Source organism: Neolewinella aurantiaca (assembly GCF_008014675.1).
Classification (GTDB): Bacteria; Bacteroidota; Bacteroidia; order Chitinophagales; family Saprospiraceae; genus Neolewinella; species Neolewinella aurantiaca.
Window position 1 is genome coordinate 8521 of the sequence record NZ_VOXD01000006.1, and the last position, 26511, is coordinate 35031.

The 26511-nt window shown below is 54.7% G+C and carries 19 protein-coding genes and 1 tRNA gene; 7 read left to right on the top strand and 13 right to left on the bottom strand.

What is annotated here, in order from left to right; translation table 11 throughout:
• Positions 1–1956 precede the first annotated feature (1956 nt).
• The 6 genes from FUA23_RS05315 to FUA23_RS05340 form a co-directional block, all read right to left on the bottom strand.
• Positions 1957–3321 (bottom strand): TolC family protein, encoded by a 1365-nt coding sequence (locus FUA23_RS05315; RefSeq protein WP_147929692.1) that lies wholly within the window; start codon positions 3319–3321, stop codon positions 1957–1959.
• Positions 3322–3404: 83 nt separating this feature from the next.
• Positions 3405–3872, bottom strand: coding sequence for a GtrA family protein (locus FUA23_RS05320; protein WP_187270896.1), 468 nt, complete (start codon positions 3870–3872; stop codon positions 3405–3407).
• Between the two features lie 38 nt (positions 3873–3910).
• Positions 3911–4462, bottom strand: a complete 552-nt coding sequence (locus FUA23_RS05325) for a 5' nucleotidase, NT5C type (protein WP_246144045.1) — start codon at positions 4460–4462, stop codon at positions 3911–3913.
• Positions 4463–4544: 82 nt separating this feature from the next.
• Positions 4545–7730, bottom strand: coding sequence for an efflux RND transporter permease subunit (locus FUA23_RS05330; protein ID WP_147929694.1), 3186 nt, complete (start codon positions 7728–7730; stop codon positions 4545–4547).
• A gap of 173 nt (positions 7731–7903) precedes the next feature.
• Positions 7904–9043, bottom strand: a complete 1140-nt coding sequence (locus FUA23_RS05335) for an efflux RND transporter periplasmic adaptor subunit (RefSeq protein WP_147929695.1) — start codon at positions 9041–9043, stop codon at positions 7904–7906.
• Positions 9040–9504 carry a MarR family winged helix-turn-helix transcriptional regulator gene (locus FUA23_RS05340; protein WP_147929696.1) on the bottom strand — a complete coding sequence of 155 codons (465 nt, stop codon included), beginning with the start codon at positions 9502–9504 and terminating at the stop codon, positions 9040–9042. The genes FUA23_RS05335 and FUA23_RS05340 overlap by 4 nt, the downstream gene beginning before the upstream one ends.
• Positions 9505–9626: 122 nt before the next feature.
• Here FUA23_RS05340 and FUA23_RS05345 point away from each other — a divergent pair, with 122 nt between their 5' ends.
• From FUA23_RS05345 to FUA23_RS05370, 6 genes are all read left to right on the top strand, one after another.
• Complete coding sequence (locus FUA23_RS05345) at positions 9627–10841, top strand: class I SAM-dependent methyltransferase (protein WP_187270897.1); 1215 nt, start codon at positions 9627–9629, stop codon at positions 10839–10841.
• 43 nt (positions 10842–10884) lie between these two features.
• On the top strand, positions 10885–11310 hold the full coding sequence (locus FUA23_RS05350; protein WP_147929698.1) for a hypothetical protein: 426 nt from the start codon (positions 10885–10887) through the stop codon (positions 11308–11310).
• Positions 11311–11385: 75 nt separating this feature from the next.
• Entirely contained in the window at positions 11386–12450 is a 1065-nt protein-coding gene (locus tag FUA23_RS05355) for a glycosyltransferase (protein WP_147929699.1), read from the top strand.
• Complete coding sequence (locus FUA23_RS05360; protein ID WP_147929700.1) at positions 12447–13037, top strand: STM3941 family protein; 591 nt, start codon at positions 12447–12449, stop codon at positions 13035–13037. The genes FUA23_RS05355 and FUA23_RS05360 overlap by 4 nt, the downstream gene beginning before the upstream one ends.
• A gap of 208 nt (positions 13038–13245) precedes the next feature.
• A complete protein-coding gene (locus FUA23_RS05365; protein WP_187270898.1) occupies positions 13246–15402 on the top strand; it encodes a TonB-dependent receptor in 2157 nt (718 codons plus the stop codon).
• 165 nt (positions 15403–15567) lie between these two features.
• A complete protein-coding gene (locus FUA23_RS05370; protein ID WP_147929702.1) occupies positions 15568–17007 on the top strand; it encodes a hypothetical protein in 1440 nt (479 codons plus the stop codon).
• A gap of 98 nt (positions 17008–17105) precedes the next feature.
• Here FUA23_RS05370 and FUA23_RS05375 read toward each other — a convergent pair whose 3' ends face one another.
• The 6 genes from FUA23_RS05375 to FUA23_RS22700 form a co-directional block, all read right to left on the bottom strand.
• A complete protein-coding gene (locus tag FUA23_RS05375) occupies positions 17106–18485 on the bottom strand; it encodes a trigger factor (RefSeq protein WP_147929703.1) in 1380 nt (459 codons plus the stop codon).
• Between the two features lie 99 nt (positions 18486–18584).
• Positions 18585–18666 (bottom strand) — tRNA-Leu (locus tag FUA23_RS05380).
• Between the two features lie 536 nt (positions 18667–19202).
• A complete protein-coding gene (locus FUA23_RS05385; RefSeq protein WP_147929704.1) occupies positions 19203–20138 on the bottom strand; it encodes a sterol desaturase family protein in 936 nt (311 codons plus the stop codon).
• A gap of 40 nt (positions 20139–20178) precedes the next feature.
• Positions 20179–20724 (bottom strand): energy transducer TonB, encoded by a 546-nt coding sequence (locus FUA23_RS05390; protein ID WP_147929705.1) that lies wholly within the window; start codon positions 20722–20724, stop codon positions 20179–20181.
• A 121-nt stretch (positions 20725–20845) separates the two neighbouring features.
• Positions 20846–21184 (bottom strand): energy transducer TonB, encoded by a 339-nt coding sequence (locus tag FUA23_RS05395; protein ID WP_222706993.1) that lies wholly within the window; start codon positions 21182–21184, stop codon positions 20846–20848.
• Positions 21185–21305: 121 nt separating this feature from the next.
• Positions 21306–22277 (bottom strand): energy transducer TonB, encoded by a 972-nt coding sequence (locus FUA23_RS22700; protein ID WP_246144047.1) that lies wholly within the window; start codon positions 22275–22277, stop codon positions 21306–21308.
• 120 nt (positions 22278–22397) lie between these two features.
• Here FUA23_RS22700 and FUA23_RS05405 point away from each other — a divergent pair, with 120 nt between their 5' ends.
• The gene (locus FUA23_RS05405; protein ID WP_147929707.1) at positions 22398–23189 is read left to right on the top strand and encodes a DUF6503 family protein; all 792 of its coding nucleotides are present in this window, start codon (positions 22398–22400) and stop codon (positions 23187–23189) included.
• Positions 23190–23579: 390 nt separating this feature from the next.
• Here FUA23_RS05405 and FUA23_RS23245 read toward each other — a convergent pair whose 3' ends face one another.
• Positions 23580–26405, bottom strand: coding sequence for a collagen-like domain-containing protein (locus FUA23_RS23245; RefSeq protein WP_187270899.1), 2826 nt, complete (start codon positions 26403–26405; stop codon positions 23580–23582).
• Between the last annotated feature and the right edge of the window lie 106 nt (positions 26406–26511).

Sequence of the window (26511 nt, forward strand, 5' to 3'; positions counted from 1 at the left end):
TCCCTCTCCCCCGGCCCCTCTCCTCGGGAGAGGGGAGACGTAATAGGCGGCAAGTTCCGTAACGGAAAGCAACGAACAGAGTTCCGGACCCTCCGGCTTCGGCCTTGGTACCGGCAGTGGAACCCGGTTTTTGAAGCCGTTAAAAAATGGAAACTATCTGAGCGTTCTCAAGGCTCAGGAAGTAACCACCCAGACCGCAACGAACCGATGGGTTTAGAATCAACCCGACCAACGCCGACGCGAGTTTTTCCATTTTAGGCGTCAAAAATTGGATTCCACGATCAGCCGGTGGCACAGCCTTGATTTTTTTGGTTCGTTTTTTATCAAGAAAAAAAGGAACGGGTAAAACGGGAAGAAGCGCAGTTCTCGGGCACCGGTGGAGGAGTTTTACTCTAACTAAACCCCTACCCCTACGTGTCAAATACGCGACCGGAGGTCCCCCAGGGCTAACGCATAGGCTAATTAAGCCGTGTTACCCCCCCCTCCCCAACCCCTCCCCACGGGGGATGGGCTAGTGTAAACGCTACGCGTTTTGGGTTGCGAGCTCTCAGGCGGTGACTATGACCTCGAGCTAAAAACTTAAAATCGAATCCTATGCGTCAGCCCTCTCCCCCGGCCCCTCTCCTCGGGAGAGGGGAGACGTAATAGGCGGCAAGTTCCGTAACGGAAAGCAACGAACAGAGTTCCGGACCCTCCGGCTTCGGCCTTGGTACCGGCAGTGGAATCCGGTTTTTGAAGCCGTTAAAAAATGGAAACTGTCTGAGCGTTCTCAAGGCTCAGGAAGTAACCACCCAGACCGCAACGAACCGATGGGTTTAGAATCAACCCGACCAACGCCGACGCGAGTTTTTCCATTTTAGGCGTCAAAAATTGGATTCCACGATCAGCCGGTGGCACAGCCTTGATTTTTTTGGTTCGTTTTTTTATCAAGAAAAAAATGAACGGGTAAAACGGGAAGAAGCGCAGTCCTCGGGCACCGGTGGAGGAGTTTTACTCTAACTAAACCCCTACCCCTACGTGTCAAATACGCGACCGGAGGTCCCCCAGGGCTAACGCATAGGCTAATTAAGCCGTGTTGAGCCCCCAACCCCACGGGGGATGGGCTAGTGTAAACGCTACGCGTTTTGGGTTGCAAGCTGATAGGCAGGGACAATGACCTCGAGCTAAAAGCTTAAAATCGAATCCTATGCGTTAGCCCTCTCCCCCGGCCCCTCTCCTCGGGAGAGGGGAGACGTAATAGGCGGCAAGTTCCGTAACGGAAAGCAACGAACAGAGTTCCGGACACTCCGCCTTCGGCCTTGGTACCGGCAGTGGAACCCGGTTTTTGGAGCCGTTTAAAAATGGAAACTGTCTGAGCGTTCTCAAGGCTCAGGAAGTAACCACCCAGACCGCAACGAACCGATGGGTGTAGAATCAACCCGACCAACGCCGACGCGAGTTTTTCCATTTTAGGCGTCAAAAATTGGATTCCACGATCAGCCGGTGGCACAGCCTTGATTTTTTGGTTCGTTTTTTATCAAGAAAAAATGAACGGACAAAACGAGAAGAAGCGTAGTTCTCGGGCACCGGTGGAGGAGTTTTACTCTAACTAAACCCCTACGTGTCAAATACGCGACCGGAGGTCCCCCAGGGCTAACGCATAGGCTAATTAAGCCGTGTTACCCCCCCTCCCCAAACCCTCCCCACGGGGGATGGGCTAGTGTAAACGCTACGCGTTTTGGGTTGCAAGCTGATAGGCAGGGACAATGACCTCGAGCTAAAAGCTTAAAATCGAATCCTATGCGTTAGCCCTCTCCTCGGGAGAGGGGAGACGTAATAGGCGGCAAGTTCGTGATAGTAGTACATCTCGTGACACCCACTCGTTCCCCCGGCTCAAAGCCGGAGCCCGTAGCGAACCATCTTTTTTCGGGTAAGGCTTTTCCCGCTACGCCCCCAGCCTGAAGGCTGGGGAACCAGCTAGTCCACAATTCCGCCCGTGAGGCGGAGTACTTCGGTTTCGGTGTTTTTCAGTCCGAGGAGAGCGTTGAGCAGTTGAAACTCGGCGTTGATGTAGTTTACCTGAATGGCGCGGTAATCGAAACTATTGATGGTACCGCCCTTGAACCGCTCTTCGGCGATGGCGATGTTTTGCTCGGCGTTTTCGATCAGGCGGCGGGTGATGCTGATGACTTCGCGCTGGTTCTCGTACTGATCCAGCGAAGAAGCGAGGGCAGAACGGAGCTGCTGCGCAACAGCATCCACGTTCAGGTTAGCGGTGATTTCCTGAAGTTTTGCGGTTTGAACGCGCACGTTGCGTGCGCCTCCGTCGTACAGCAGGTAATTGACCGTCAGGCCAACCGAACCGCTCAGGGTTCGCGCACCAATTCCCGGCAAAGAGCGCTCATCGGGCGCTCCGGTACCGAAGTCGAACGTTTGGCTTCCCGTTGCCAGGTTGTAATCGTAACCCGCAGCTGCCGCGAAATTGATGGTGGGCTTTTTTTCGGCTTCGATCAGGCGGGTATTGATGTCGGCCAGGGTTTTACTGACGCGCAGTGCCGAAAGCTGGCTGTTGGCCTCGAGTAACCGACTCTCCAGGGCATTGCGGTCGTAATTTTCCGTTACCTCATCGAGCTCGGTGGTGAGGGTGATTTGCTGGTCGAGGTCATCGGCGCCCATCTGTTGCAACAGGTTGCGGACGGCAATTTTGTACTGAAGTTGTTGGCCAACCAGCTGGGTGGAATCCGACAGGTAAGCATCGCGGGCCTGCAGTTCGTCGAAGGTGCCTCCCTGACCAAACTCCGCACGGACTTCCTGGTAACGGATACGATCACGGCTAAGGTCGAGCACCCGCTGTAGTACTGCAATTTGCTCCTCGGCAACAACGGCGTTGTAGTAGGCATCCACGATGTCGGCCACGCTATTCTCGACCTGAACCTGCAGCTGTTCCCGGCTCTGGTAGGCGAGGGTTTCGAAGCGTTCGCGGTTCATCGCGATGCGGCCTCCGTTGAAAAGCGTCCAGCTGAGACTGGCGCTGGGGCCGATACCGTAGCTAAAAGTCGACGACTTGGCGACGATGCTTGCCGGGTTGGAGTTGTTACTGTAACTGATGCCGGGGTCCAGGCCCAGAGTGATGGTCGGCAGCTTGCCCGTCAGGGCATCGTTTACGTTGTTTTCGGCAACGGCCACATCGGATTGTGCCAACCTGATTTGATAGTTGTTCGCCAGGCCTTCCTGGATAGCGTCGCTCAGGCTTAGAGTTTTCGCTGCGCGGCTGCCTGAGGCGGTTTGGGCGCTGACGCAGGTGCAGAGGAGGAGTAGAAGGCAGAGTATGGTTGATCTCATGTTTGGTCTTTTGCTCCGGGACTCCGCGCTCGACTTCGTCGCTCGCTTCGTCCGGGTTAAAACAGTTGGACTCTTTCGGAGCCTTAAGAGTTGTAGTTTTTAGTTTTATTCTTGGAGTCAGCAGTTGGGGGATCTTGCTTTTCAACGTTCGTTGCATCCTGCGGCCGCGCCCCTTCAAAGACCCTCCGCTTTGCGTAGAAGTTATAGAAGAAAACGATGCCCGTAGCGGCGCCCTTGATGATCCATTCCTGATCGCCGAGGTAAGGAAACTGATGCAGGCCGGTAACGATGAGCCAGTCGAGCAACATCCCGCCTGCGCTGACCAGCATACTGAGCACAAAGGCACTCTGAACGGACCGCCGCAACTCGAAAACGAAGTAGCGCTGCAGAACAAAATTGACCAGTACGCTGCTGGAGTAAGCAACCATTGTTGCTGGCCCCGGCGGCAGAAAACGATCGACCAAAAGAAGGTACATCCCGAAGTTGATCCCCGTGGCTACGATGCCGCTCAGGAGAAAAGGGATTTTCTCAAGAACGAAGGGGGGGATCATTTTCCGCACACTTTCCGGCAAATAGTTCTCGGGTTTCATCATGCCTGCATTGCTCGTGTCCGGTTGCGTTCTTCCTGGAAGTACGTCCGTACTTCTTCCCAGTTGTGTACCCGGTGGTACTCTTCGTCGTAATGGTTATCGAGCGCATCGAACAGCAAACCTGTGCCGTTGAATCCCTTCAGGTTGCTGACTTTATCGTCGATCATGAAGTCTCCGTGAACGATGCTTTTGTTCCCACAAAAGACGATCCGCTGGAAGCTGATGAAAGGGAAGTGTTCCTCGAGCCACTCCCACTTATCGCGGTAGCTGTGTTTGAATTCGGAAGCGGTGGAAACGATGTAGACTTCGTAGTTGTCGTACAGTTCCTTCATCACCTCTACCGCTCCGGGCAACACCTCGAGATCACGGAAGAAACCTTCTTCGTGCATCGCGTTGCGGATATCAGCTGCGCCTTCCAGATCATAGACCTTGCGGCCAAGTAATTCTTCGTGCGTTGGCCGGCGGCCGAAGGCCGCCTCGTAACGATCGATGAACTTGACGTAAGTGTTGGCGAGCACGCCATCCATGTCCACTATTATTCTTGGCATCATTGAGAATCAATTGAAAGAAAAGAATGTCTTAATCTCCGCATTACAGGACGGAACCGCCAGCGGTACGCTGGAGCAACTAAGCTCAGTCAACGCCCCTGGCTACTGGTTCTTCTTCGGCGTGGTAATCATCGCCGTGGAGTTGTTTGTAAGCAGGTTCCACTTCATGATAATCGGGGTCTGTCCCCTGGAAAGCGCGGGTCCAGTTGTACCGGAAGCGGTTCAGCAGCACGAGCAGTGCGGGTAGTAACACCAGCAGAATCACAGTAATTGCCAACAGACCGAACGCGACCGAAATAGCCATCGGGATGAGGAATTGCGCCTGCCGGGATTTATTGAGCAGCAGCGGCGCCAGCCCGGCGAAGGTGGTGACCGACGTGAGCAGGATCGGGCGGAAACGACTCCGCCCCGTATCTTTCAGAGCTTCCATCATCGACATTCCCGCCCGGATGTTGTCGTTGTAGCTAGCGACGAACACCAGGCCATCGTTGACGACAATCCCTACCAAAGCGATCACACCGAGGATAGAGAAAAGCGAGATCGGCTTATCCATCAGCCAGTGGCCCCAGATCACACCGATCATACCAAAAGGAATAAGTAAAAACAGAACGACAGCCTGCATGATCGAGCGGAAGGTCAGCGCGATCACGAAGAACATCAAGCCTAATACCACCGGTACAACGATGGAGGCCGAATTAGCTGTTTTCTCCTGGTTACGTACCTGGCCGTCGGTTACCGTTCCTACGCCCGGGTATTTATCGAGTACCGCGGGGAGGATCGTGCTTTGCACCTGGCTGTTGACGTCGGTAACAGAAACGGAGTTGTCGGAGATGTCGGCTTCTACCTTCACTTCGCGTTTACCATCGACGTGATTGATGGCAATTACGCCACGTTGCGGCTTGAGTTCGACTATTTCGGAGAGCGGGTACTCTGCTCCGTCGGGTAACCGGATGCGCATGTTCTGGAGATCTGCGATACTGCGGCGGCTGTCTTCTCCGTACCGGAGCCACACGCGGACTTCATCTTCTCCTCTCTGTAAGCGTTGGGCTTCGGAGCCGAAGAAAGCGGAACGCACCTGACCGATCACGTCGGAAAGATCGAGCCCCAGGTAGCGGGCCTTTTCTTTGAGTTCGATGTTGATTTCGCGCAGGCCTTCCTGGTTGTTGTCGACAACATCGGTGAGTTCAGACATTTGCTCCAACTCTGCCTTCAGGTCAGCGGTGGCTGCTTCGAGTTCGGGTAGGTTGTTGCCGACGAGAGATACGCTGACGGGCTTACCGAAGAAACTGTTTCCTCCGAAGCTGAGCACTTCTGCTTCATCGATAGCCCCCACTTTGTCACGGATTGCATTGGTGACGCTCCGTTGGCTGATCGGGTCGCGCTCCTCTCCGGGGATGAGGGCTACGGTAACCGAGCCCTGGTAGGTTGTGGGGCCCAGTTTGACCTCAACGCGCTCTACCAGTTCTTTTTCGCCTCCGTAGACCTCTTCACTCATCTCGCGGTTTACGGTTTCGGCGGCGGCGGCGATTCGGTCCAGAAGTTTTTTAGTTTCGGTCTCCGGGGTTCCTGCGGGCAACTGCAGCGTGATGCTTACGTCGTCTCCCTCGATGATCGGGAAGAAAGTCGTTTTGACAAACCCACCGGAAACCATCCCGAAGCTCAGGAACAGGACCATCACACAGAGCGACATAGAGATGAATTTGTTGCGCATCGTCCAGTCAAGAACCGGCATGTACATGCGGTCGCGCAGCAGGTTCATGAGGCGATCGAACTGACGCTGAACCCAGTTGGGCTCTACACCACGGTTCAGTGCTTTTGAGTGAGCAACGTGGGTGGGCAGGATGACTCCGCCTTCCACGAGGGAGAAGATCAGTGACCAGATTACCACTACGGCCATTTCCCGGAAGAAGTCTCCCAGCGAACCGTCGAGAAAAAAGAAACTGGAAAACGCGATTACGGTAGTCACGATGGCAGCAAAAACGGCACTAAGTACATTGCTGGTTCCATCGATAGCGGCGCGGATTCTGGGTTCCCCTTTTTCATGGTAACTAAAGATATTTTCCCCGATCACGATCCCGTCATCTACGAGAATACCGATTACCAGAATCATACCGAAGAGAGAGATTACGTTGAGCGTGATACCCAAAAAGTTGGCAATGATGAACATGCCCGCAAAGCTGATCGGGATAGATAGTGCCACCCAGAAAGCAAGCCTCCAGTGGAGGAAAACAGCAAGCAGCACACAAACGATGAGGAACCCTTGCCAACCGTTCTGAATCAGGGTATCGATACGTTCGCGCAGCGTAATACTGGCATCTGAGATGATGCTTGCCTGGATGTTGGTATTCTCGGCGTTGAAGGTTTTGATGTACTCCTTCACGTTGTCGGTTATTTCGAGCATATCCTCCTGAAGGGTGTTCTGAACAACAATGCTCACCGAAGGTGAGCCATCCAGGTAAGTGCGGTTGGGCTGATCTGCCCAACGGTCACGGACCGTTGCCACCTGACTCAGGCGAACGATACCTCCGTCGGGGCTACTGGCGACTACGATATCACGCAGGCCATCAGCGTAGTATTCTTTGTTGCGCGCCCGCACGATCAACTCTTCTTCCAGCCCTTTTACTCTACCTCCCGTTACATCAACGTTGGAGCCCCGAACCGCCTGTGCTGCCTGATCGAAGGTGATACCATAGGCCTGGAGGTCTTCTTCCCGGAAGGCGATTTCAATCTCTTCGTCGGGGAAACCAGAGAGTTCTACTTTGCTGAGGCCTTCAATTGACAGCAGGTCGTCTTCAATCTGGCGGGCGGTGGTTTTCAGAGCGCTCAGGCTTACGTCGTCTCCGGACAGCGCAAGCGTGATGGCCCGGCCAAGTCGCTCCTGCTTGTAAATTACCGGAGGTTCCATCCCGACCGGAAAACTGCTGATGCGGTCAACTTCGTTCTTTACATCCTGCAGAATCAGGTCGGTGTCGTAACCTTTCAGTACCTCGACGGTGATGGTACCGGAACTCTCCGAGCTTACACTGGTGTAACGCTCCAGGCCGGTAAGGCCTTTGAGTCCTTCTTCTACTTTGTGGATAATCCCTTCTTCCACTTCCTCCGGGCTGGCACCGGGGTAGATCATCTGAATGCTAATGGTCCGGCTTTCGAATTCAGGGAAAAAGGTAGCCTTCATCTGGAGCAGGCTGATGACGCCCATGGCCAGCAGACCAAACATGATCAGGTTGGCCGCTACCGGGTACTTTACAAAATAGGCTATGAATGATTTCATACTCGTTGGGTGGTTGGACCTTGAGGTCAGGTTCTTTTGTTGGGGCGGATAACGGGCGAATCACCGGGTGGCGCTAAACGTCGTGCTTGCTGCGCTTCGCTGTTTCCTCTGCTGAAGACGAAGCAAACACGCTGCGGGGTGAAGCAGGCCGGAAGCCCGGCGGTATCAATTCGTTATTTAGAGACGGCGGATTTCAGTTTAACCCGCATACCATCGTAAGCTCCGGCAACATCGCTGGTGAGAAGTTGGGTGCCATCGGGAAGACCGGACACGATCACGGTTTCCCGGTTGAATTTCCGGACCGTTACGGGCAGGAGCACGAGCAGGGTATCGTTCTGTATTGCGTATACGCTGCTGTCATCGATCAACAGATCACGTTCAATTTCCACCACATCGCTGAGTGCTTTCGCGGCTGCTTCGCCCCGCAGGTACATTCCCTCGCGCAGGTCTTTGCCGGTAACGCCTACGTAGACCCCCACCGTCTGGGTTTGCGGATCGATCTGGTCGCTGATGCGCTTCACCTTTCCGGTCCATTCGCCTTCAATGTCTTCGCTGTAAAGCTTTACTTCGCCTCCCGGCTTCAGGAAGTTCAACTGGCTGAGTGGCACGGTGGCCAGCATTTCGTAGTACCCGGTCGCCATCAACTCCCCGAGTACCTGACCGGTGCGGATTACAGCACCGTTGTTGATGCTGGCCGTAGTCAGAACCCCACTAAAAGGTGCGTAAAGCGTGTATTTGCTCAAACGTTCCTCCTGGCTCTTAATCGTGTAGTATTGCGACTGCAGGTTGCGGCCGGCAATGAAGAGTTTCTCCCGTTGGTTGGCGGGCTCCGGCATTGCTTTGATCGGGCTGTCGATATCAAAATTCTTCAGGTATTCCTCCCAGGCGGGAAAGCTTTCCGGATAGTCGATTTTCAAGTCCGGCATAATCGCGGCAATACCATTGAGTAGTGTTGCCTTCTGCGCCTGAATGTTGAGCCGGGCTTCCGTATCATCCACCCGTAACATTACGTCTCCTTTACCGAAATAGGTACCTTTTTTGAAGGGTTTGGAAGTAGTGACCGCGCCGCCGACTTCGCTGAACAACTCAATTTTATTGTACGCCTCTAACCGGCCCTGTACGGTAAGGTCAGTAGTAACGAGACTGTTGTTCACCGTAGTGGCTTCTACCGTTTTGATCCGCTTAGGAATTTCCTTTTTGGGCGGGTCTTGTTTTAGTCCGCTCATATACTGGAGGCCAAACCAGCCAATCGCAAGAACGGCAAGGCCAATAACGATGGATAGAATGGTGCGTGGAATATTACGCTTGCTCATTGGTCGATGCTTTGATGGGGGAGACTCAGTTGTTTGTGTAAGTTGCTGTACATTTTACCTAATACGCTGGCGCATACCTTCAGGTCCTCGTCGGATATATCCTTCTGGGCGCAGGTCATTACCTGCTCCGATTGGCTGCGGGAGTAATCCCAGAGGCGACGCCCCTTCTCGGTCAGGTAAATGCGCTTTTGCCGACGATCGTTGAGGTCGACCTCCCGGCGGATGAACCCTGCGGCCTCCAATTGCTTAAGGGAACGGGCCACCGTTCCCTTGTCCTTAATCGTAGAAGTGGCCAGATCCTGCTGCCGTTGCCCCTCTTCCAGAACAATATCTGAGAGCAGGCCCATGTGCGGTCCCTGAGGCATGAACTCTTCGAACTCGATGCGTTCAAGCATCAGGCGGGCAAGCTGACGGCCTACACGATTGGTCAGAAAAATCAGGTTTTGATGGGGGGTGGTCACGCTGGAGAATTGGATAAGACAAATGAGAAACGGGCAATCCGGAAATTAGTTGCAATCGCAACTAAATAAAATTACGAAGGTAGATGCGGCAGGCGAGTTCTCAAGACTACTATCTTTGCCAAATGCCAGCAACTACCTCTTTGAAACAATTTTGGTCGGCGGCGAGAGCCGCCGCTGCCGCGGGGGAACTCCTGAAACTGACCCTGAGTAAACCGGTGTACGGAAGTTCCGACCTGCCCCGCAACCGCTACGGTCGGTTGGTGGAAATAAAAGGCCGCACCTTGCTGCAGATCACCCACCGTTACGCAGACCGCGAGGAAGTGAAGAACCACCCCATCAACGAAGGATTAGCGCTGATGGAGAACGCCCTCGGCACAGATTATTACAACGCCGACCTGTTCAGCACTACCGAAAAATTCAGTCTTATCCTCAGCCGGAAGGGCAACGCACGCGTGCTTCGTCAACCCGCTTTGCACCCGCGGCCGCGCCCTGATGTATCGTTGCCCAAACTGAAGGACCTCGTCGTCACCGATCACAACCGCGAAAAGCACCGCGACATCCCCGCCGACCGGCCCTACCTGCAACACCTGGGCATCACCAACGCCAGAGGCGAGGTGCTGCGCGATGGCAAACGGAAGTTTAAGCAGATCAATAAATTCGTTGAAATCATCGCCGCCCTGCTGCGCGAACACCCACTGCCCGATGACGCTCACATTGTCGACATGGGCTCCGGGAGCGGCTACCTCACCTTTGCGCTGTACGACCACCTGGTCAATACGCTCGATCTCAACGTCCGCATTACCGGCGTGGAACTGAGGCCCAAACTCGTGGAAAAATGCGCACATATTGCGAATAAAAACGGCTTCAAGAACCTCACCTTCGTCGAGGGCTACATCGACGATTTCAAGCCTAAGAAGATCGACATGCTCATCGCCCTCCACGCCTGCGACACGGCAACGGACGATGCGCTTTATAAAGGCATTGTTGCGAAAGCCGAAATCATGGTGGTAGCACCCTGCTGCCAGAAACAGGTTCGCCGTGACATGGAAGTTCCTGCCGATCTGAAACCTCTGCTCGGCAACGGCATCCTGCTGGAGCGCCAGGCCGCCATGCTCACCGATGGTATGCGCGCGCTGCTCCTCGAAGCCGAAGGTTATAAAACCAAACTCTTCGAGTTCATCCCGCTGGAACATACGGCCAAGAACGTGATGATCACCGCCGTAAAAGGCCGCAAACGCCCCAAGGCACTAGAGGAATTCCGAACGCTGCGGAAGCGGTTTGGCGTGAAGAAACACTACCTGCGGAAGCTGATAAAACAGGAAAAAGCGAAAGCCTGAGCTCGTAGCATTGCAAAATAAGCATCAACATAAAGCAGTATCAATGAAAGGATTTTTTGTTGCTCTGGCCGTCTTCATTGCGTTTACTTACGGTTGCGCCCCTAAACCAACCTTTGGGGAGCAGATCGCCTTTGAATCCGCCAATCACGTACCGGGTTACTATTCCATCGTTCTCAATACCGAACCGTTTGAGGACCAACTGAGGATTGCCAATCTGGACAGCCTGAGCTTTTACGGAACGGGCGGGCGACCATCTCTCGCCGAAATTGAAAGCCGTAATTATCAAACTGTACGGAGGCAGCTCGATGATTGTTGCCGAATTGGTGATAAGCTCAACGGGAAGTGGGAAAACCAAAGAGGCCTCACCTCCTACGGAATCAAAGTAGATGCCATTCAACTGACAAATGATGACGTTGCCCGGCTGCGGGAAGCGGCGATTGTGCGGCAATTGTTGCCATTGAATAGATAGCACGCCCAAGGGGATAAACATCGTCCCCGAATGAAACAAGGGTCAAGGGCTTGTAGCCCGAATAAATTATGAGTAATGCAAATAGCCGTAAACGCCATTCCTGCTGTTACCGGAAACGTCAACGAAAGAACGTTCGGCTACGGCGTTTTAACGATTATTCCAGGCTTAATGCCTCATCACTCATTTTATTTCGAGCAGGATTTTGATAACGATCTGCTAAAGCCCCCAAACGTTACGGGCATTCATTTTGGAGAAGCGGTGGATGATTCAATTTACCTCTCAATCGGTCGGCCACATTACCTCAATTCAGATTTTTCACCCGTTGTAATAGCTTTCGTGGAAGCCGATCATATTGACTTTCCGGAGCGTGTCTGGTGGAGGTTTGGCCGGCAGACTATTGACCCCGTGCAGGTAGATATTGAAGCATCTACAGCTATTTTAGTCCCCCACGAAAGACTACGAAAGGTAATAGCCGATGCCTATCCACACTCCTCCAGCAAGGTAACTATCGTCGGCCACGGCCCCAACCCGAACCCCATCCTTCCCGCCGACGAAGTAACCCGCCGCATCACAAAAGAAGTCTACGGCAAAGAGCATTCCTACTTCTACGCTCCGTCTTCCGGCCACGAATCCGACAACCTGGAGCGGCTGTTTGCAGCTTACGATATTTTCCGGGCGCGTGTCCCCGAGCCGGTGCGCCTGCTCGTGCAACAACCGGAAGACGCCAAGCACTCCCGCGCGGTGCGCAAGGCCGGTAAGCGGGCAAAATTCAGCAGCGACATCGTTTTCCTGCCCGGGCTGTCCGATCACGACCACCGCAATGTTTTTAGTTCGGCGCGGGCCATCGTGTTCCCGTCTTTATCCACCCGTTTTCCGCTACCCGTGCTGGATGCCTGGACGGCGGAAATCCCCGTTTTGTACACCGACAACGACATTCTTCGGGGCGCCGGAGCGCTGGTGCAGGGAACGGATGAGAAGAGCATTGCCGAGGGGATGGTCGCGTTGGTAACGACGCCGTTTTTGGCGTCCGGCCTCGTCGACAACGGCAAGCAGCGTTTGCAGGCTTTTTCCTGGGAATCGGTCGCCGAGCGGGTGGCGGAGGTTTTGCGGGAGGTGGGGACCAAAACCAAAAAAACATGAATTATCCGATCGACATAGGCTTCAAGAAGTGGCGGATATACCTTTTGCTGGCTGCAACGCTGGCCTTCGTGCTGTTGTGCGGCTGGTACATTACCGGCCCAACGGAAGGTTTTCCGTTTCCACCGTGGGTGCTGATGACCATCGGCTGGGTAGGCTTGCTGTTCTTCAGCGTAACATTATTCTACATCGGTCGGATGCTGCGCCGTAACCTGCCTGCTCTGCGCATCGACACGACCGGGCTACACGATCAAACAACGGGTACAGCCATAGGGCGTATTGGTTGGGAGGACATTGAAGGCTTCAGGTCTGCCTCTATGCTTGGCAATCATTTCATCCTGGTCGATGTTTCCAACCCTGAAGCATACCTTCTCCGCGGCGAAGGACAGCTTGCACAAAGAGGCCTCCGGGCGAACCATAAGAAGTACGGCACACCGATTGTTATCGTTACCAACAACCTGAAAACGAAACACGAAGAGCTGCTGGCGCTCCTGCAAGACGAGCTCAAAACCTACCGCGCCCTGCCCGAAGACTTACGGACGGAACTGCGGGAGGCGTTGCCCGGGGAGCTGCGGGACCGGAACAGATAGGTACACGAACTCGACAGGCGAACTTTTTCGCAGTGCATCAAGAACGATGTTCAGTAAAAGCTGACAGGCAGTTTTTTTGGCAAAAATTATCCCCAACTTTACGGGCGAAAAAGAATTCGACTGGCGAGTCTCCGTCAGCTCGCCAGTCGAATTCTTTTTTGTTTTCAGGACCGGAAACAACCTTCAGCAAAGCAATTTAAAAATGATCATGAAGCAAAATCAGACTAAGTGGAGCGACAAAAAAGTTCGCCTGTCGAGTTGGGCAGGCTACTTCCTCCCTCTACTCCTCTCCACCCTCACCCCCTTACTAGCCCAGGACACCCTCTCCTTCGGCGGTATTTATGATTTGCCGGGGGCGGAAGTCCGCGCAAGCTACACGCCGGTGAGTCCGCTGGCGCAAAGTTTCACCATTGAGGAGGTTTACCGCCTGCCCGGTACCTTCTACGATCCTGCCCGCCTCGTTGCTCTGCTGCCCGGCGTAGTGCAGACCAACGACCAGGCCAACCACCTCAGCGTGCGCGGCAACACGCCCAACGCCAACCTCTGGCGCCTCAACGGGCTGGCCATCGTGAACCCTAACCACACCGCCAATGCGGGTACTTTTTACGACTTCCCGACGCTGAGCGGCGGCGGTGTCAACGCCATCTCGGCCCAGATGCTGGGCAACTCCGGCTTCCTCGCTGGCGGCCTGCCGGTGGAGTACGGTTTCGCGACCGGCGGCACTTTCGACCTTCGCCTCCGGCCCGGCAGCAAAACCCGCCGCAAGTACCAGGCCCAGGCCGGCTTCATCGGCTTCGACCTAATGGCAGAGGGACCGATCGGCGATTCTGGAAAAACCAGCTACCTAGTCAATGGTCGCTACAGCTTCACCGGCCTGCTGGCCGATATGGGCGTAGATTTTGGTGGGGAAGAGATTCGGTTCTATGACATAAATGCCCATTTAGATCACACGACGGAAAAGGGCCGCATAGGAGCCTTTGCCATCTTCGGCAACAGCACCAATGATTTCCTGGCACCAGACCCCGCTGAATCCGAAATAACCGAGCAAAAAGAATTATTTGACATTGAATTCTCCAACGATCTCGCAGTGATGGGCTTCGATTTTGACCGGCAGATCGGCGGCGGCACCTTAAGTGGCGGCTATGCCTTTTCGGACATTTCCGCGTTTAGAGATCAGTATTTCCGGATGAATAGCCCTGCGGGCAGAGCCGTCCAAACCAATAACCTAAGTCGCAATAATGCGAACCTGAAGTGGCGGGAAACCATAGGCCGGAACGGGGAACTAACCATAGGAGCAGAATACCTGCGTGAAACCGGCGGAATCAGCTATGTATTTGAAGGCGGTAGTAGAGACATCTTTCAGAACGGTGGTGTTACTGCCGATGCCGTCAGCCCGTTTGTAAGTTACAAAATGGTAACCGGTCCGTACGCCCTGGAAGGCGGCTTGAGGTATTCCTTTTACTCAGCTTCCACCAATAAAAGTATTGCTGAACCTCGCCTGCGCATCACCCGGAGGGGAGATGTAGCCCAGGTTACCCTGGCCGCCGAGATAAACAGTCAGCGTTCTTTAGCGGCGGGTTATACCAGTTCATTTGGCGGCGAGGCGAGTAACGTTCCTGCGGTTGCTACGCAGCAAGTCAGTTTGGCTTACGGGCGTTCGCTTGGCAAACTCAATACGCGGATAACGCTGTTCGGGCAACGCACACCGGAGGAACTGGCAGCTTCGGCACTAGCATTTGGCCCGGAAGAATTTCTCGTCAGCGCAAACAACCTGCTGGAAATCGGTCCTGACCTCACCTTCGACAAAACGACGACGACCCGGCGTTACGGCGTTGAACTCGAAGCCGGTGGCGGCAGAAAATCCGAAGGTTGGTACTACCGGGGCAATCTCACCCTTCTACGTGCCGAGACGGAGCAATTGGATGGTAGCTGGTCTAAAGACCGTTACTCTTCAGACTTCATCACCAAACTTACCGTTGGTCGCGAATGGGAAGGACAGGATAAAAAAGAACGTGTTCGCACCTACGGTCTCAATCTCGCTCTGATTGCTTACGGAGGAGAACGTTATGGCGAAACACCCCTCTTCGAGCCATCACCAACCGATGACATTCTCCTGTACTTTGCCGGACAAGATTTGCGGAACGGTTTCATCAATTCCACCGGCACCTACTTCCGCCCCGACCTTCGCCTCTACAAAACCAAAATCCGCCCAAAAACCACCACTACCCTCGCGCTCGATCTCCAGAACGTGGCGGGCATCGAGAACCTCGCCAATGTCTACTACGACGCCTTCCTGGAGCAGCCCAATGAGCGCTATCAGCTGGGGCTGATCCCCGTACTGAGTTACCGGGTTGTTTGGCGGTAGAGAGTTGGGGAGTAGTGAGTCCGGAGTCCGGAGTCGCTACCGCGAGTACCTCACTCCAGACTCCAGACTGACAGAGCGGTAGAGAACAGAAAGCAGATTGCAGAAATCAGGTACGCTGCGTTCTGCATTCTGCCTTCTGAACTCTGCACTTATTATCTTCACCCCATGCAAGACACCAAAGTAGTAAGGCAGATTTCCGCCATGGACGGTCGCGAGCGCGAGCGCCTGCGGCAGTTCGTACGCAGCCCCTACTTCAACCGGCACGCAGCAACGTCGAAACTGCTCGATTTTATCCTCAAGGAGTTGGGCAAGACCAAACCGAAGCTGGAAGAGGCGCGGGCGCAGGATGCCGTGAAGGGTACCGGCACCGACCAGAAACTAAACGATCTGCTCTCCGGACTGATGAAGCTCATCAATCGGTTCTTCGCCGTCGAGCAACTGCAGAGTGAGGCTTTCCGCGAGGAGGTCCTCACCCTGAAGCGTACCAAAGAGCTCCACCGCTACAAACTGCTCGACAACCGCGGTAAACGACTGGACACCAAAGTCGCTAAGCACAAGTTCCGCGATGCAGACACCCACCTGGCCGCCTACGAATGGAAAAACATCAACGGTTACCTTCAGGGAGAAACCAACCGGACCGACACCCGCGAGATGCAAGCCATGCTCAACCACCTGGACCGCTTCTACCTCGTCGAAAAACTCCGCCACGCCTGCCAGCTCACCGCAAACATGATGATGCTGAGCACGCACTACGAGCTGCTCTTTCTTGAGCCCATTCTGGCTTACCTCGATTCCGAAGATGGCCAGAACCTGCTCAAATCCGGTAAGGAGCCCAGCATCGATGCCTACTATCACATTCTGATGAGCCTCCGCGAACCCGACGATAAGAGTTATTACGAACGAATGCTCTATTACCTCGACGATGGCTTCGAATACCTCCCCCTGCGCCACCAGAAAGACATCTACATCTTTGCCAGTAACTACTGTATCGCCCGCGTCCGCAAGGAGCCCGAATACCTTAAGGAGTTGATGAACCTCTACCGCCGTGTCCTCCAGAACGGCATCATCTACGAGAAAGACGAAATCAGCGAATACGACTACAAAAACATCGTCACCCTCGGCTCAGCGACGGGAGAATTCGACTGGACAGAACGCTTCATCGAAGAAAACCGCGAACGCCTGCCCGCCCCTAAACGAGACAATGCCTACGCCCTCAACAAAGCTCGGTTCCTGTACAGCCTCGGCCGTCTTGACGAAGCCGCGCAACTCCTCGTTACCGTTACTGACTCCGACGTGGTGTACCACCTCGCCCGGGTAATTCTGGAGGTCCGCATCGCCTACGATCAGCAAGACCAGGAATACACCCTCAACCTGCTCGAAACCTTCCGGCTCTACGTCCGCAGGAACCGCAAGATGAGTACCAAAGACAAGCGGAGTTACATCAACTACACCCGTTTCACCAAGTCGCTCGTCAACCTTAAACACCAAAAAGATTTCATGGCCAGGTCGGCTTACACCAAAAAACTCGCAGCTTTGCATACTACTGTAGAGGAAACAGAACTCGTCGTGGAGCGAAACTGGCTGTTAACCGAAAGCAAGGAATAGTACAGTCATTAAAAAAACCGCTTCACTCATATGAGTGAAGCGGTTTTAAAAACACGGCCTGTGGCATCGGGACCACCTGCTGTATTCTGTTTTCCTGGTTACTCCTCTTCAGCAGCAGGTGCAGCAGGAGTGTTCTTCTCGTTAAACTCTTTGATGAGTTCGTTGAAAGCATCGGCGTCGAGCGCAGTTTCCTTGAAGGAAACCTTTTCGCGAAGGGAAGCCATGATTTTCTTTTCGATGGCGTTGCTGGAAAGTTGCTCACGCTGCTTCTCGTCCTGCAGCATCTGGCCTACGTAGTTGTCGATGAACTCGTCGGTGAGGAAGTCGGGGCGCTGGCCGCCGAGCATACCCATCAGGCTGGTTACTGCTTCGGCTTTGATGTCTTCGTACTCGAGTTTGATCTCTGCTTGCTCAGCGTAAGTGTTGCGGATGAGCATCCACTTCACGCCCCGCTGGAACATCTCGAAGTCGTTGTCAGAAGGATCGTCGTCGTTGATCTGCTTCATGATGTCGAGCGGCAGCTCGATATCGTTACCTTCTACGAGTGCACGCTGGATCTCGAAGTTGGCCATCATTTCGCCCTGGCTGTTGAAGCCGCTGCTGTTGTCTTCTGCGATCTTATCGCGGAGTTGCGCCTCGGTGGTGATTTCACCGGTTGGGTCAAATTTGGTAAAGAACTCTTCGTTCAGCTCAGCTTTGGTGATCCGTCCGGCGGAGTTGATCGTCATCTCAAACGACTTGTCGCTGATGTCGGTTTCGGCATCCTCGAGACCGAGCAGGTACTTATTCACGTAAGCGGGGGTGCTATCCTTTTCGATAGCGGTGATGTCCTTCACCTTCAGGGTACCTCCGATCTTCTTGCCGGTTACCCATTTTTTACCTGCGTCGCTCAGCGAGTCAACGTACAGCTTGGTGGTGTTGGTGATTTTGTCCTCTACCGGGCCAACCTCCGTGAAGGTTACGTCCAGGATGTCGGTGTCTTCTACTTTGCCTTCGGTGAAGTCTTCGGTTTCACCGGCAGACTGCAGCATGCGGTCGATTTGCTCGTCGAGGAACTCATCGGTGGTTGCAAGGATGTACTTATCGAAAGTTTCCTTCGGCAGCTCCAGGGTGAACTCAGGCTCGAGGGCCAGGTCGTACTTGAAGGTGATGTCCTGCAGGGTGCTTGCCGTCAGCATCGGCATGCTCTCGTCCTCAACGGGCTGAGGGCTGAAGATGAGTTTGATGTCGTTTTCTTCGATGTAACCGAAGAGGCTGCTTTTGATCATAGCGTCCAGTTCCTGACCCAGGATCTGGTTGCCCATCATTTTGCGGAGAGTAGACAGTGGCGTCTTTCCTTTCCGGAAGCCCTTCATGCTTACTTTCTGCTTCTGTTTCTTTAGCTCGGCGACGATTTTTTCGTTCAGTTCGTCCTTAGTGATGGCGACGTCGAGGCGACCGGTTACGTTACTGGTCTTTTCAAATGTTACGTTAGGCATAACTTGCTGATTGAACCCCGTTGGTTGGGATCGGATAAAAAAAGCCCGTCGGTTAAGACGGGCCAACCACTTCCGGAAAGTTCCGGGAAGTTTTTGGTGTGCGGGTGAAAGGACTCGAACCTTCACGCATTGCTGCACCAGATCCTAAATCTGGCGTGTATACCAATTTCACCACACCCGCAGGAGGCTTTTCGCAGAAGGGATTCCGCTAAAGCGGGGCAAAGGTACGGGTTTGTTCTTAAATAATCAAGCTATTTCATTAGCAAAGATTCATCGGGCGCAAACGCGGGTGCAGGGTGAGGATGATGTTGACTACATCCCTAACAATCAGCCTGCAATATCGCAGTTGCCCCCCTCTTTCCCCAGGGCTAACGCATAGGCTGGTTTAGCCGTGTTACCCCCCCACCCCAAACCCTCCCCACGGGGGATGGGCTCGTGAAAACGCTACGCGTTTTGGGTTGCAGGCTCTTAGGTGGTGATTATGATCTCGAGCTGAAAGCTTAAAATCGAATCCTATGCGTCAGCCCTGCCCCTTTCCCGCTTAAGGCCGCTTGCTTAAAAACCTTCTTTGCACCTGCGACCGCGCCCTTTTCTGCGGACCTTCAAACATAAGACCATTCAGTTTATGTCTTCGACTTGCCATAAAACGCCGGAGCGCCCGTCGTTGCGAAAGCAAAGATGGATTTAAAGGCTGCAACACTTTATGCCCCGGCGGGGCTATCCGTCAGAATACCAGTGGCCCCCTAAAAGCTCACTTTTGCCCCGCTCTTTTAGTTCTTCCTCCTGCAGCTGAACGCTGGTCTTGCGGCTCCCATCATGGCTCCATCCCGGAGGGCCAAAAACGTAACCCAACCTGCTCCGCCAGTCTGGAGCCTGCCAGACGTCTTTGCCCATCGCCGCCCATTCGTGCGTTGCGATCCGGAGCGGATTATGGGTATCAATATTGGTCACCAGGCCATACACCGGCCGCTCCTCCTCTTCCTTGAAAGTACCGAACAGCCGATCCCAAACGATGAGCACGCCACCGTGGTTGCGGTCCAGGTATTTCACATCGCTGCCGTGATGAACGCGGTGGTGGCTCGGCGTATTGAAAAACAACTCGATGGGCCACCACATTTTGTCGATCGCTTCGGTATGGATCCAGAACTGGTAGATCAGGCTCGTGCTGCCAAAGATCGCCACCATAATGGGGTGGAACCCCATTAGCGGCAACCAGAGCGTAAAGATGAAGGCGCCCGAAATAGTTCCGGTCCAGGTTTGCCGCAGCGCAGTGGAAAGATTGTACTTCTGGCTGCTGTGGTGTACCACGTGACTGGCCCAGAAATAGCGTACCTCATGGCTCGACCGGTGAAAAACGTAGTAGCTCAGGTCTTCGGCAAAGAAGCAGAGCACCCAGACCCACCAGGCTGCGCCGAGGTCGAACAGCCGAAACTGATACACGAAGAAGAAGACAGCGATGGTGATCACCTTCGTGAACAGCCTGATGATGGCGTTACCGATGCCCATGCTCAGCGAGCTGATGGTGTCTTTTGTCTCGTACCAGTCGCGCTGTTCGTAGACCGCCACTCCGATTTCCAGCAGGAGCAGGATGATGAAAGCCGGGATCGCGTAATGGATCGCGACGGGATTGTCGGTAAAAATAAAATCTGGCATGATCGACGAAATAACTCGCCGGTAAAATAGCGAATCTTCGCTACTCCAGCCTAAACTTCACCGGGAGATTAAACTGTACGGTTACAGCTTTGCCATCCTGCATTCCTGGTTCCCAACGAATGTCATCGGTGATCATACGCTCCACTACCCGGAGTGCTTCTTCGCCAGTTCCGGCACCGGGGTTGCGCATCAGTTTTGCGTTGGCCACCTGTCCCTTAGCGCTAACCGTGAAACTGATGACGGCCACTCCTTCTACTCCTTTTTCCGCCGCCTCGCTGGGGTATTGTATGTTGCCGTACACGTATTCGAGCAGCTTTTTGTCAGCGCAGGATTTCTTTGCGTGGTAATCATCAATGTCTTCACAGCCGGGGAAGACGGGCATCTGTTCCACTACGTAAGGAGGGGGTGGCGGCGGAGGGGGTGGCGGCGCCATTGGCGCCGGAGGCGGGGGCGGAGGCGGGGGCAGAGCCGAAGATTGGCTCAGGCCGGTTTCTGATTCAGCTGGCATCGTAGCGAAAAAGGTCATGCCGAGTACGGTAGCGAACAGGGCGCAAATGATGCCTAATTTCAGGTAGGGGGAGGACATGGGTTATTGGGTTGTTTTGTGATGATGCTATTTGCACGGGTTTTGGTGGGTGGGAGTATCTTTTTTGCGCGGACGCGGGTACAGGGAAGGGTTAAAGAGCACTGGTCTGGCGGTTGGCAACTTATTCCAACCTGAACTTCACGGGGACGTGATACTGCATTTCCACCGGCTTCCTTTCCTGGCCTCGCGTTCCGGGCACCCAGGGTGAAGTTTGCTGGGCCATTAGTTTAACGAGGCGCAGGGCTTCTTCTCCGGTTCCTGCGCCGGGATCACGGACTACTTTGAAGTTTTCCAATTCACCAGATTCACATACTAAAAAAGAGATCACTGCCATGCCTTCCACACAAACGTCCGGCCCCGGCCAGCGGAGATTTTTGTAGATGATATGCCTGATGAGTTCGTTGCTGCAGTTGTATTGATCAGTTGGTACTATGCTGTCGCAGACTGCGGGATATGGCATTGTTTCAGGGTAGCTCCGTATGACATCTTCTTCCTTTACCGGAGGAGGTAGAGGTAGAGTGTCCTTTGCGACGGAGAAGGTTACGAAAAGGAGAAAAGCATAAACCGGCATTGAGTAAATTTTAATTCAGACTGAAGTTCACGGGAAAGTGAACCAAAACCCTTACAGCCCGACCGCTGGAACCTAAGGGATTGAACTTCAGCCCTTTTTCATTAAAAAGCTTAAAGACCCGCAAGGCTTCTTCTCCGGTTCCTGCGCCGGGATTTTCCATGATTTTGATTTCTCCAATCCTACCGTCTTTTTCGATGACGAAACTGATGACCGCCGTTCCCTCTACTTCGTTTTCCCTGGCCAGTGGCGGATAGTGTGTATTGTAGTAAATGAACTCGACCATCTTCTGATCGGCGCATTCCTTTTGTTCCTCATAAGTTCCTAAATCTTCGCAGCCGGGGAAGAGAGGGATGCGCTCTAAATCTTCGGCGCGGATGACCTCGTCTGCTTTCGGAGGTGGCGGTGGCGGAGGAAATTCATGGTCTGCCATTTTGAACCTGACGGGTAGATTGAATTGTACCCGCACCGGATTCCCTGCCTGCCGGCCTGGTGTCCAGCGGATGCCCTGATCCATCATCAGGTTGACGATCCGCAATGCTTCAGCTCCGGTCCCCAGGCCGGGGTCGCGGACTATTTTTGCGTCGGCTACCGATCCATCTTTCTCTACCGCAAAGCTGACTACCGCCATTCCCTGAAGGCTGTCTTGCCACGCAGCATAAGGATAGCGCAGGTTATCGTAGACGAATGCGATCATCAGGCTATCTGCGCATCTTTTCTTGGTTGCGTAATCGGGGTGCTCCTCGCAACCGGGGAATAGCGGCATTTCTTCTCTGATGCCGCCGATGAAACCATCGTATTTATCTTTTGCCCTGACGTCTGGTCGTGAGGGTACCGGCGGCCCTGGTTGCTGAGCCGTCAGGCTCAGCGGGCACAGCTGTAGCGCTGAAACGACCACCGCTGCGAAAAAACCGCCCATGAAGAAAGTCGAGAACTGAGCAACCATAGCATTTTTGTTTGCCTTACAGATGTAAAAAGGCGGCATTTAGGTGGATTATGGCTTCAGAATGCCTCTTCGGCGGGCAGGATTGCACCTTCGCCGGGAAGAATTGGTAAGGCTCCCTGTTGTTTGCCCAACGACCTTTGCGGCCTAAAAACAACCAACATGAAAACGCTACAATTTATCCTCATCTTCCTGATTGCCGGCAGCCTTACGGCCCAGTCTGACGCCAAGGGCGAAAAACTCCTTCAGGACGTCGCCAAAGCTTACGGAAGCTGGGATAAGCTCTGGAAACAGAAGGACGTCAGTTTTACCTACGACTATCACTACGCAGGTACCGAGAAACGTGACCTTAGCACCGAGCGCTACATTTTTGAAGGTGAGCACTCCTGGGCGAAGTACACCCAGCACGACATCAACGCTGCTCCCGGTATGCCCGGCGAGGTAACGCAATCTGTCGTAGACGGCAAGCCCTACATTATGGTAGGAGACAAGATGATGGACGATCCCGAACTGCTGGGCGGAACCTCTTTCCTGCGCAGTGCCAATTACTTCTGGTTCACGATGTTCTACAAAATGGACAACCCAGGCGTAGTTGCCACGTCTAAAGGTCAGGAAACCGTAAACGGTACAACATACGATATCGTGCACGTCACCTATGACCCAGCTAAAACGGGAAAAGAAGTAAACGATGAGTACATCCTTTACGTCAACCCTACAACAAAGCTCGTTGATCGCTTCTTTTTCTCGCTCCCTGCTGCGGGTGTGAAAGCCCCTGTCATCCTGATGGAGTTGGACTACAAAAAGATTGACGGCCTGCAGGTTTCTACCGTCCGTCGCGTCTTCCAGCCCGGCCCCGATGGTAAACTGCCTGCTTCGCCACAGTTAGTACAAACACTGACCGACATCAAGTTCAACAATGGCTTCACCGCCAAAGACTTTATGCTGGGCAAATAATTGCCTGAAGACAAGATTGAAACTATCCCTGGGCGGGGCATCCTTCGTTGGGTGCCTCGCTTTTGGCGTAGATATAGCAGCAGTAGCGAGAAGTCTAAAGTCCGGGCCTTCTATACGTCAGGTAATTGTATTGCGGCTGACAACGAAAAGAACAGCAACGAGCTCTTTGCAGACCTCATATCAGCGATGGTATGTAAAGTAAATGCAGTTCTTTTGCTCGAGGAAGTTCTTTTACCGTAACACCTCATTTGCACCTCCAACTTGCTTTGCATCCTGCGGCCGCGCCCCGGAAGCCATAAAAAAGAAAACCGCATCACCCGGGGAAGGGCGATACGGTTTTCTCTCAATCAATCAGCTGAACGAGTCAGCTTACAGCAAAACGGGTTGCGATTAGAATACAACTACCGTTACGTGCTCGAGCGAGTCTAAATCCACTGCTTCACCAGCAAAGTTGAAGAAACGGATGATGGCTGCGCCGTCCTCGTAAGTGATCATCTGAGTGACACCGAGAGTGTTTGCAGACACCTGAACCACGCTATTGAACATTGTGAGGTCCATCTCAAAGAGATCGACACGCAAGTAAGTAGCGTCGCCGTTAGAGCCGTCGTCGTCCTGCACGGTAAAGGTTACGTTGCTAGCAGCATCGTAAGCTTCTCCCATGCTGTCTACTGAGAATCCAGCAGCTGCGGTCGCTACACCTGAAGGACCACGGGGTCCAGTAGGACCTTCAGGACCACGAGCACCTTGTGCCCCCTGAATACCCTGCACGCCCTGAATACCCGCGGGGCCACGGGGACCGACAGGACCTTGAGCACCATCCAGTCCGGCGGGACCTTCAGGACCCATCATACCCATCATACCTTCGATACCCTGGATACCTTGAGGACCTTGTTCGCCACGGGGTCCTTCGGGGCCGGCGGGGCCTTGAGGGCCTACGGCACCGGTTGGTCCCTGAGGGCCAGCGGGGCCTTGCTCACCGTCGAGGCCGTTGATACCAACGGGTCCTTGGATACCAGTTGCGCCAGTTGCACCCTGAAGACCGCGTGGGCCTTGGTCTCCCTGGGGGCCTTTAAGGCCCATTTCGCCCTGGAGACCGCGTTCGCCTCGTTCGCCCTGGATACCCTGAGGGCCCATCATACCGGTCAGGCCTTGCTCGCCTTGCTCACCCGGAGCACCCTGAACACCACGTGGGCCTTCGGGGCCTTGCGGGCCTTGTGGGCCGATTTCACCGCGGGCGCCCTGAGGACCAGCAGGACCTTGTTCACCATCGACTCCGTCTACACCAGCGGGGCCCTGGGGGCCGATCGCTCCAGTTAAACCCTGAAGTCCTTGAGGACCCTGGTCTCCCTGAGGGCCTTTAAGGCCTTGTTCGCCCTGGATGCCTCGTTCGCCCTGGACACCTTGCGGGCCTTCCGGGCCTTCAGCACCCTGAATACCCTGAGGGCCTTGTGGACCCTGAATACCCTGAGCTCCATCTTCTCCGTCTATGCCTGCGGCTCCTTCGATACCCTGAGGGCCTCGTTCACCCTGAACTCCTTGTGGACCTTGAGCGCCATCGGCACCGTCCATTCCGGCAGGACCTTGCTCACCGTCGGCTCCGTCGTTACCAGCGGGACCCTGAATGCCTTGAGGACCTTGGGGGCCCTGCACACCTTGAGGACCCTGGGCGCCGTCAGCACCGTCCATTCCGGCGGGACCTTGCTCACCGTCGGCGCCGTTGTTGCCAGCGGGACCCTGGATACCCTGAGGACCCTGGGGTCCCTGAGCACCCTGTGGGCCTTGTTCGCCCTGTGGGCCTTGAGCGCCGTCAGCACCGTCGATTCCGTCAGTACCATTCGTACCGGCAATACCTTGGTCTCCCTGTGGACCCTGAGGACCTTGGGGTCCCTGTGGACCCTGAGGACCTTGGGGTCCCTGAGCACCCTGCGGGCCTTGTTCGCCCTGTGGGCCTTGAGCGCCGTCAGCACCGTCGATTCCGTCAGTACCATTCGTACCGGCAATACCTTGGTCTCCCTGTGGACCCTGAGGACCTTGGGGTCCCTGAGCGCCTTGCTCGCCCTGCGGGCCTTGAGCGCCGTCTACTCCGTCAGTACCGTTTGTTCCGGCAACACCTTGAGGACCGCGCTCGCCTTGCGGGCCTTGTTCGCCCTGAGGACCTTGAGCGCCGTCAGCACCGTCGATTCCGTCAGTACCATTTGTACCAGCTATACCCTGGTCACCCTGTGGGCCCTGAGGACCTTGAGGTCCCTGAGCACCCTGCGGGCCTTGTTCGCCCTGTGGGCCTTGAGCGCCATCGGCACCGTCCATTCCGTCAATACCGTTTGTTCCGGCAACACCTTGAGGACCGCGTTCGCCTTGTGGACCTTGTTCGCCCTGTGGGCCTTGAGCGCCATCGGCACCGTCCATTCCGTCAATACCGTTCGTTCCGGCAACACCTTGGGGACCGCGTTCGCCTTGTGGACCTTGTTCGCCCTGTGGGCCTTGAGCGCCGTCTACTCCGTCAGTACCGTTCGTTCCGGCAACACCTTGAGGACCGCGTTCGCCCTGTGGGCCTTGTTCACCCTGAGGACCTTGAGCGCCATCGGCACCGTCAATTCCGTCAATACCGTTCGTACCAGCAATACCCTGGTCACCCTGTGGGCCCTGAGGACCTTGAGGTCCCTGAGCACCCTGCGGGCCTTGTTCACCCTGGGGACCTTGAGCACCGTCCATTCCGTCGACACCATTGGTACCGTTCGTTCCGGCAACACCTTGAGGACCGCGCTCGCCCTGTGGGCCTTGTTCACCCTGAGGACCTTGAGCACCGTCAGCGCCGTCGATTCCGTCAACACCGTTCGTACCAGCGATACCCTGGTCTCCCTGTGGGCCCTGAGGACCTTGGGATCCCTGAGCACCCTGCGGGCCTTGTTCACCCTGGGGACCTTGAGCACCATCGGCACCGTCCATTCCGTCGATACCATTGGTGCCGTTCGTTCCGGCAACACCTTGGGGACCGCGCTCGCCTTGTGGGCCTTGCGCGCCGTCTACTCCGTCAGTGCCGTTTGTTCCGGCAATACCTTGAGGACCACGTTCGCCCTGGGGGCCTTGCTCACCTTGTGGGCCTTGCGCGCCATCTACTCCATCAGTACCGTTTGTTCCGGCAATACCTTGAGGACCGCGTTCGCCTTGGGGGCCTTGCTCGCCCTGAGGACCTTGAGCGCCATCGGCACCGTCCATTCCGTCAATACCGTTCGTACCAGCGATACCCTGGTCACCCTGTGGGCCCTGAGGACCTTGTTCACCCTGGGGACCTTGAGCGCCGTCGGCACCGTCGATTCCGTCA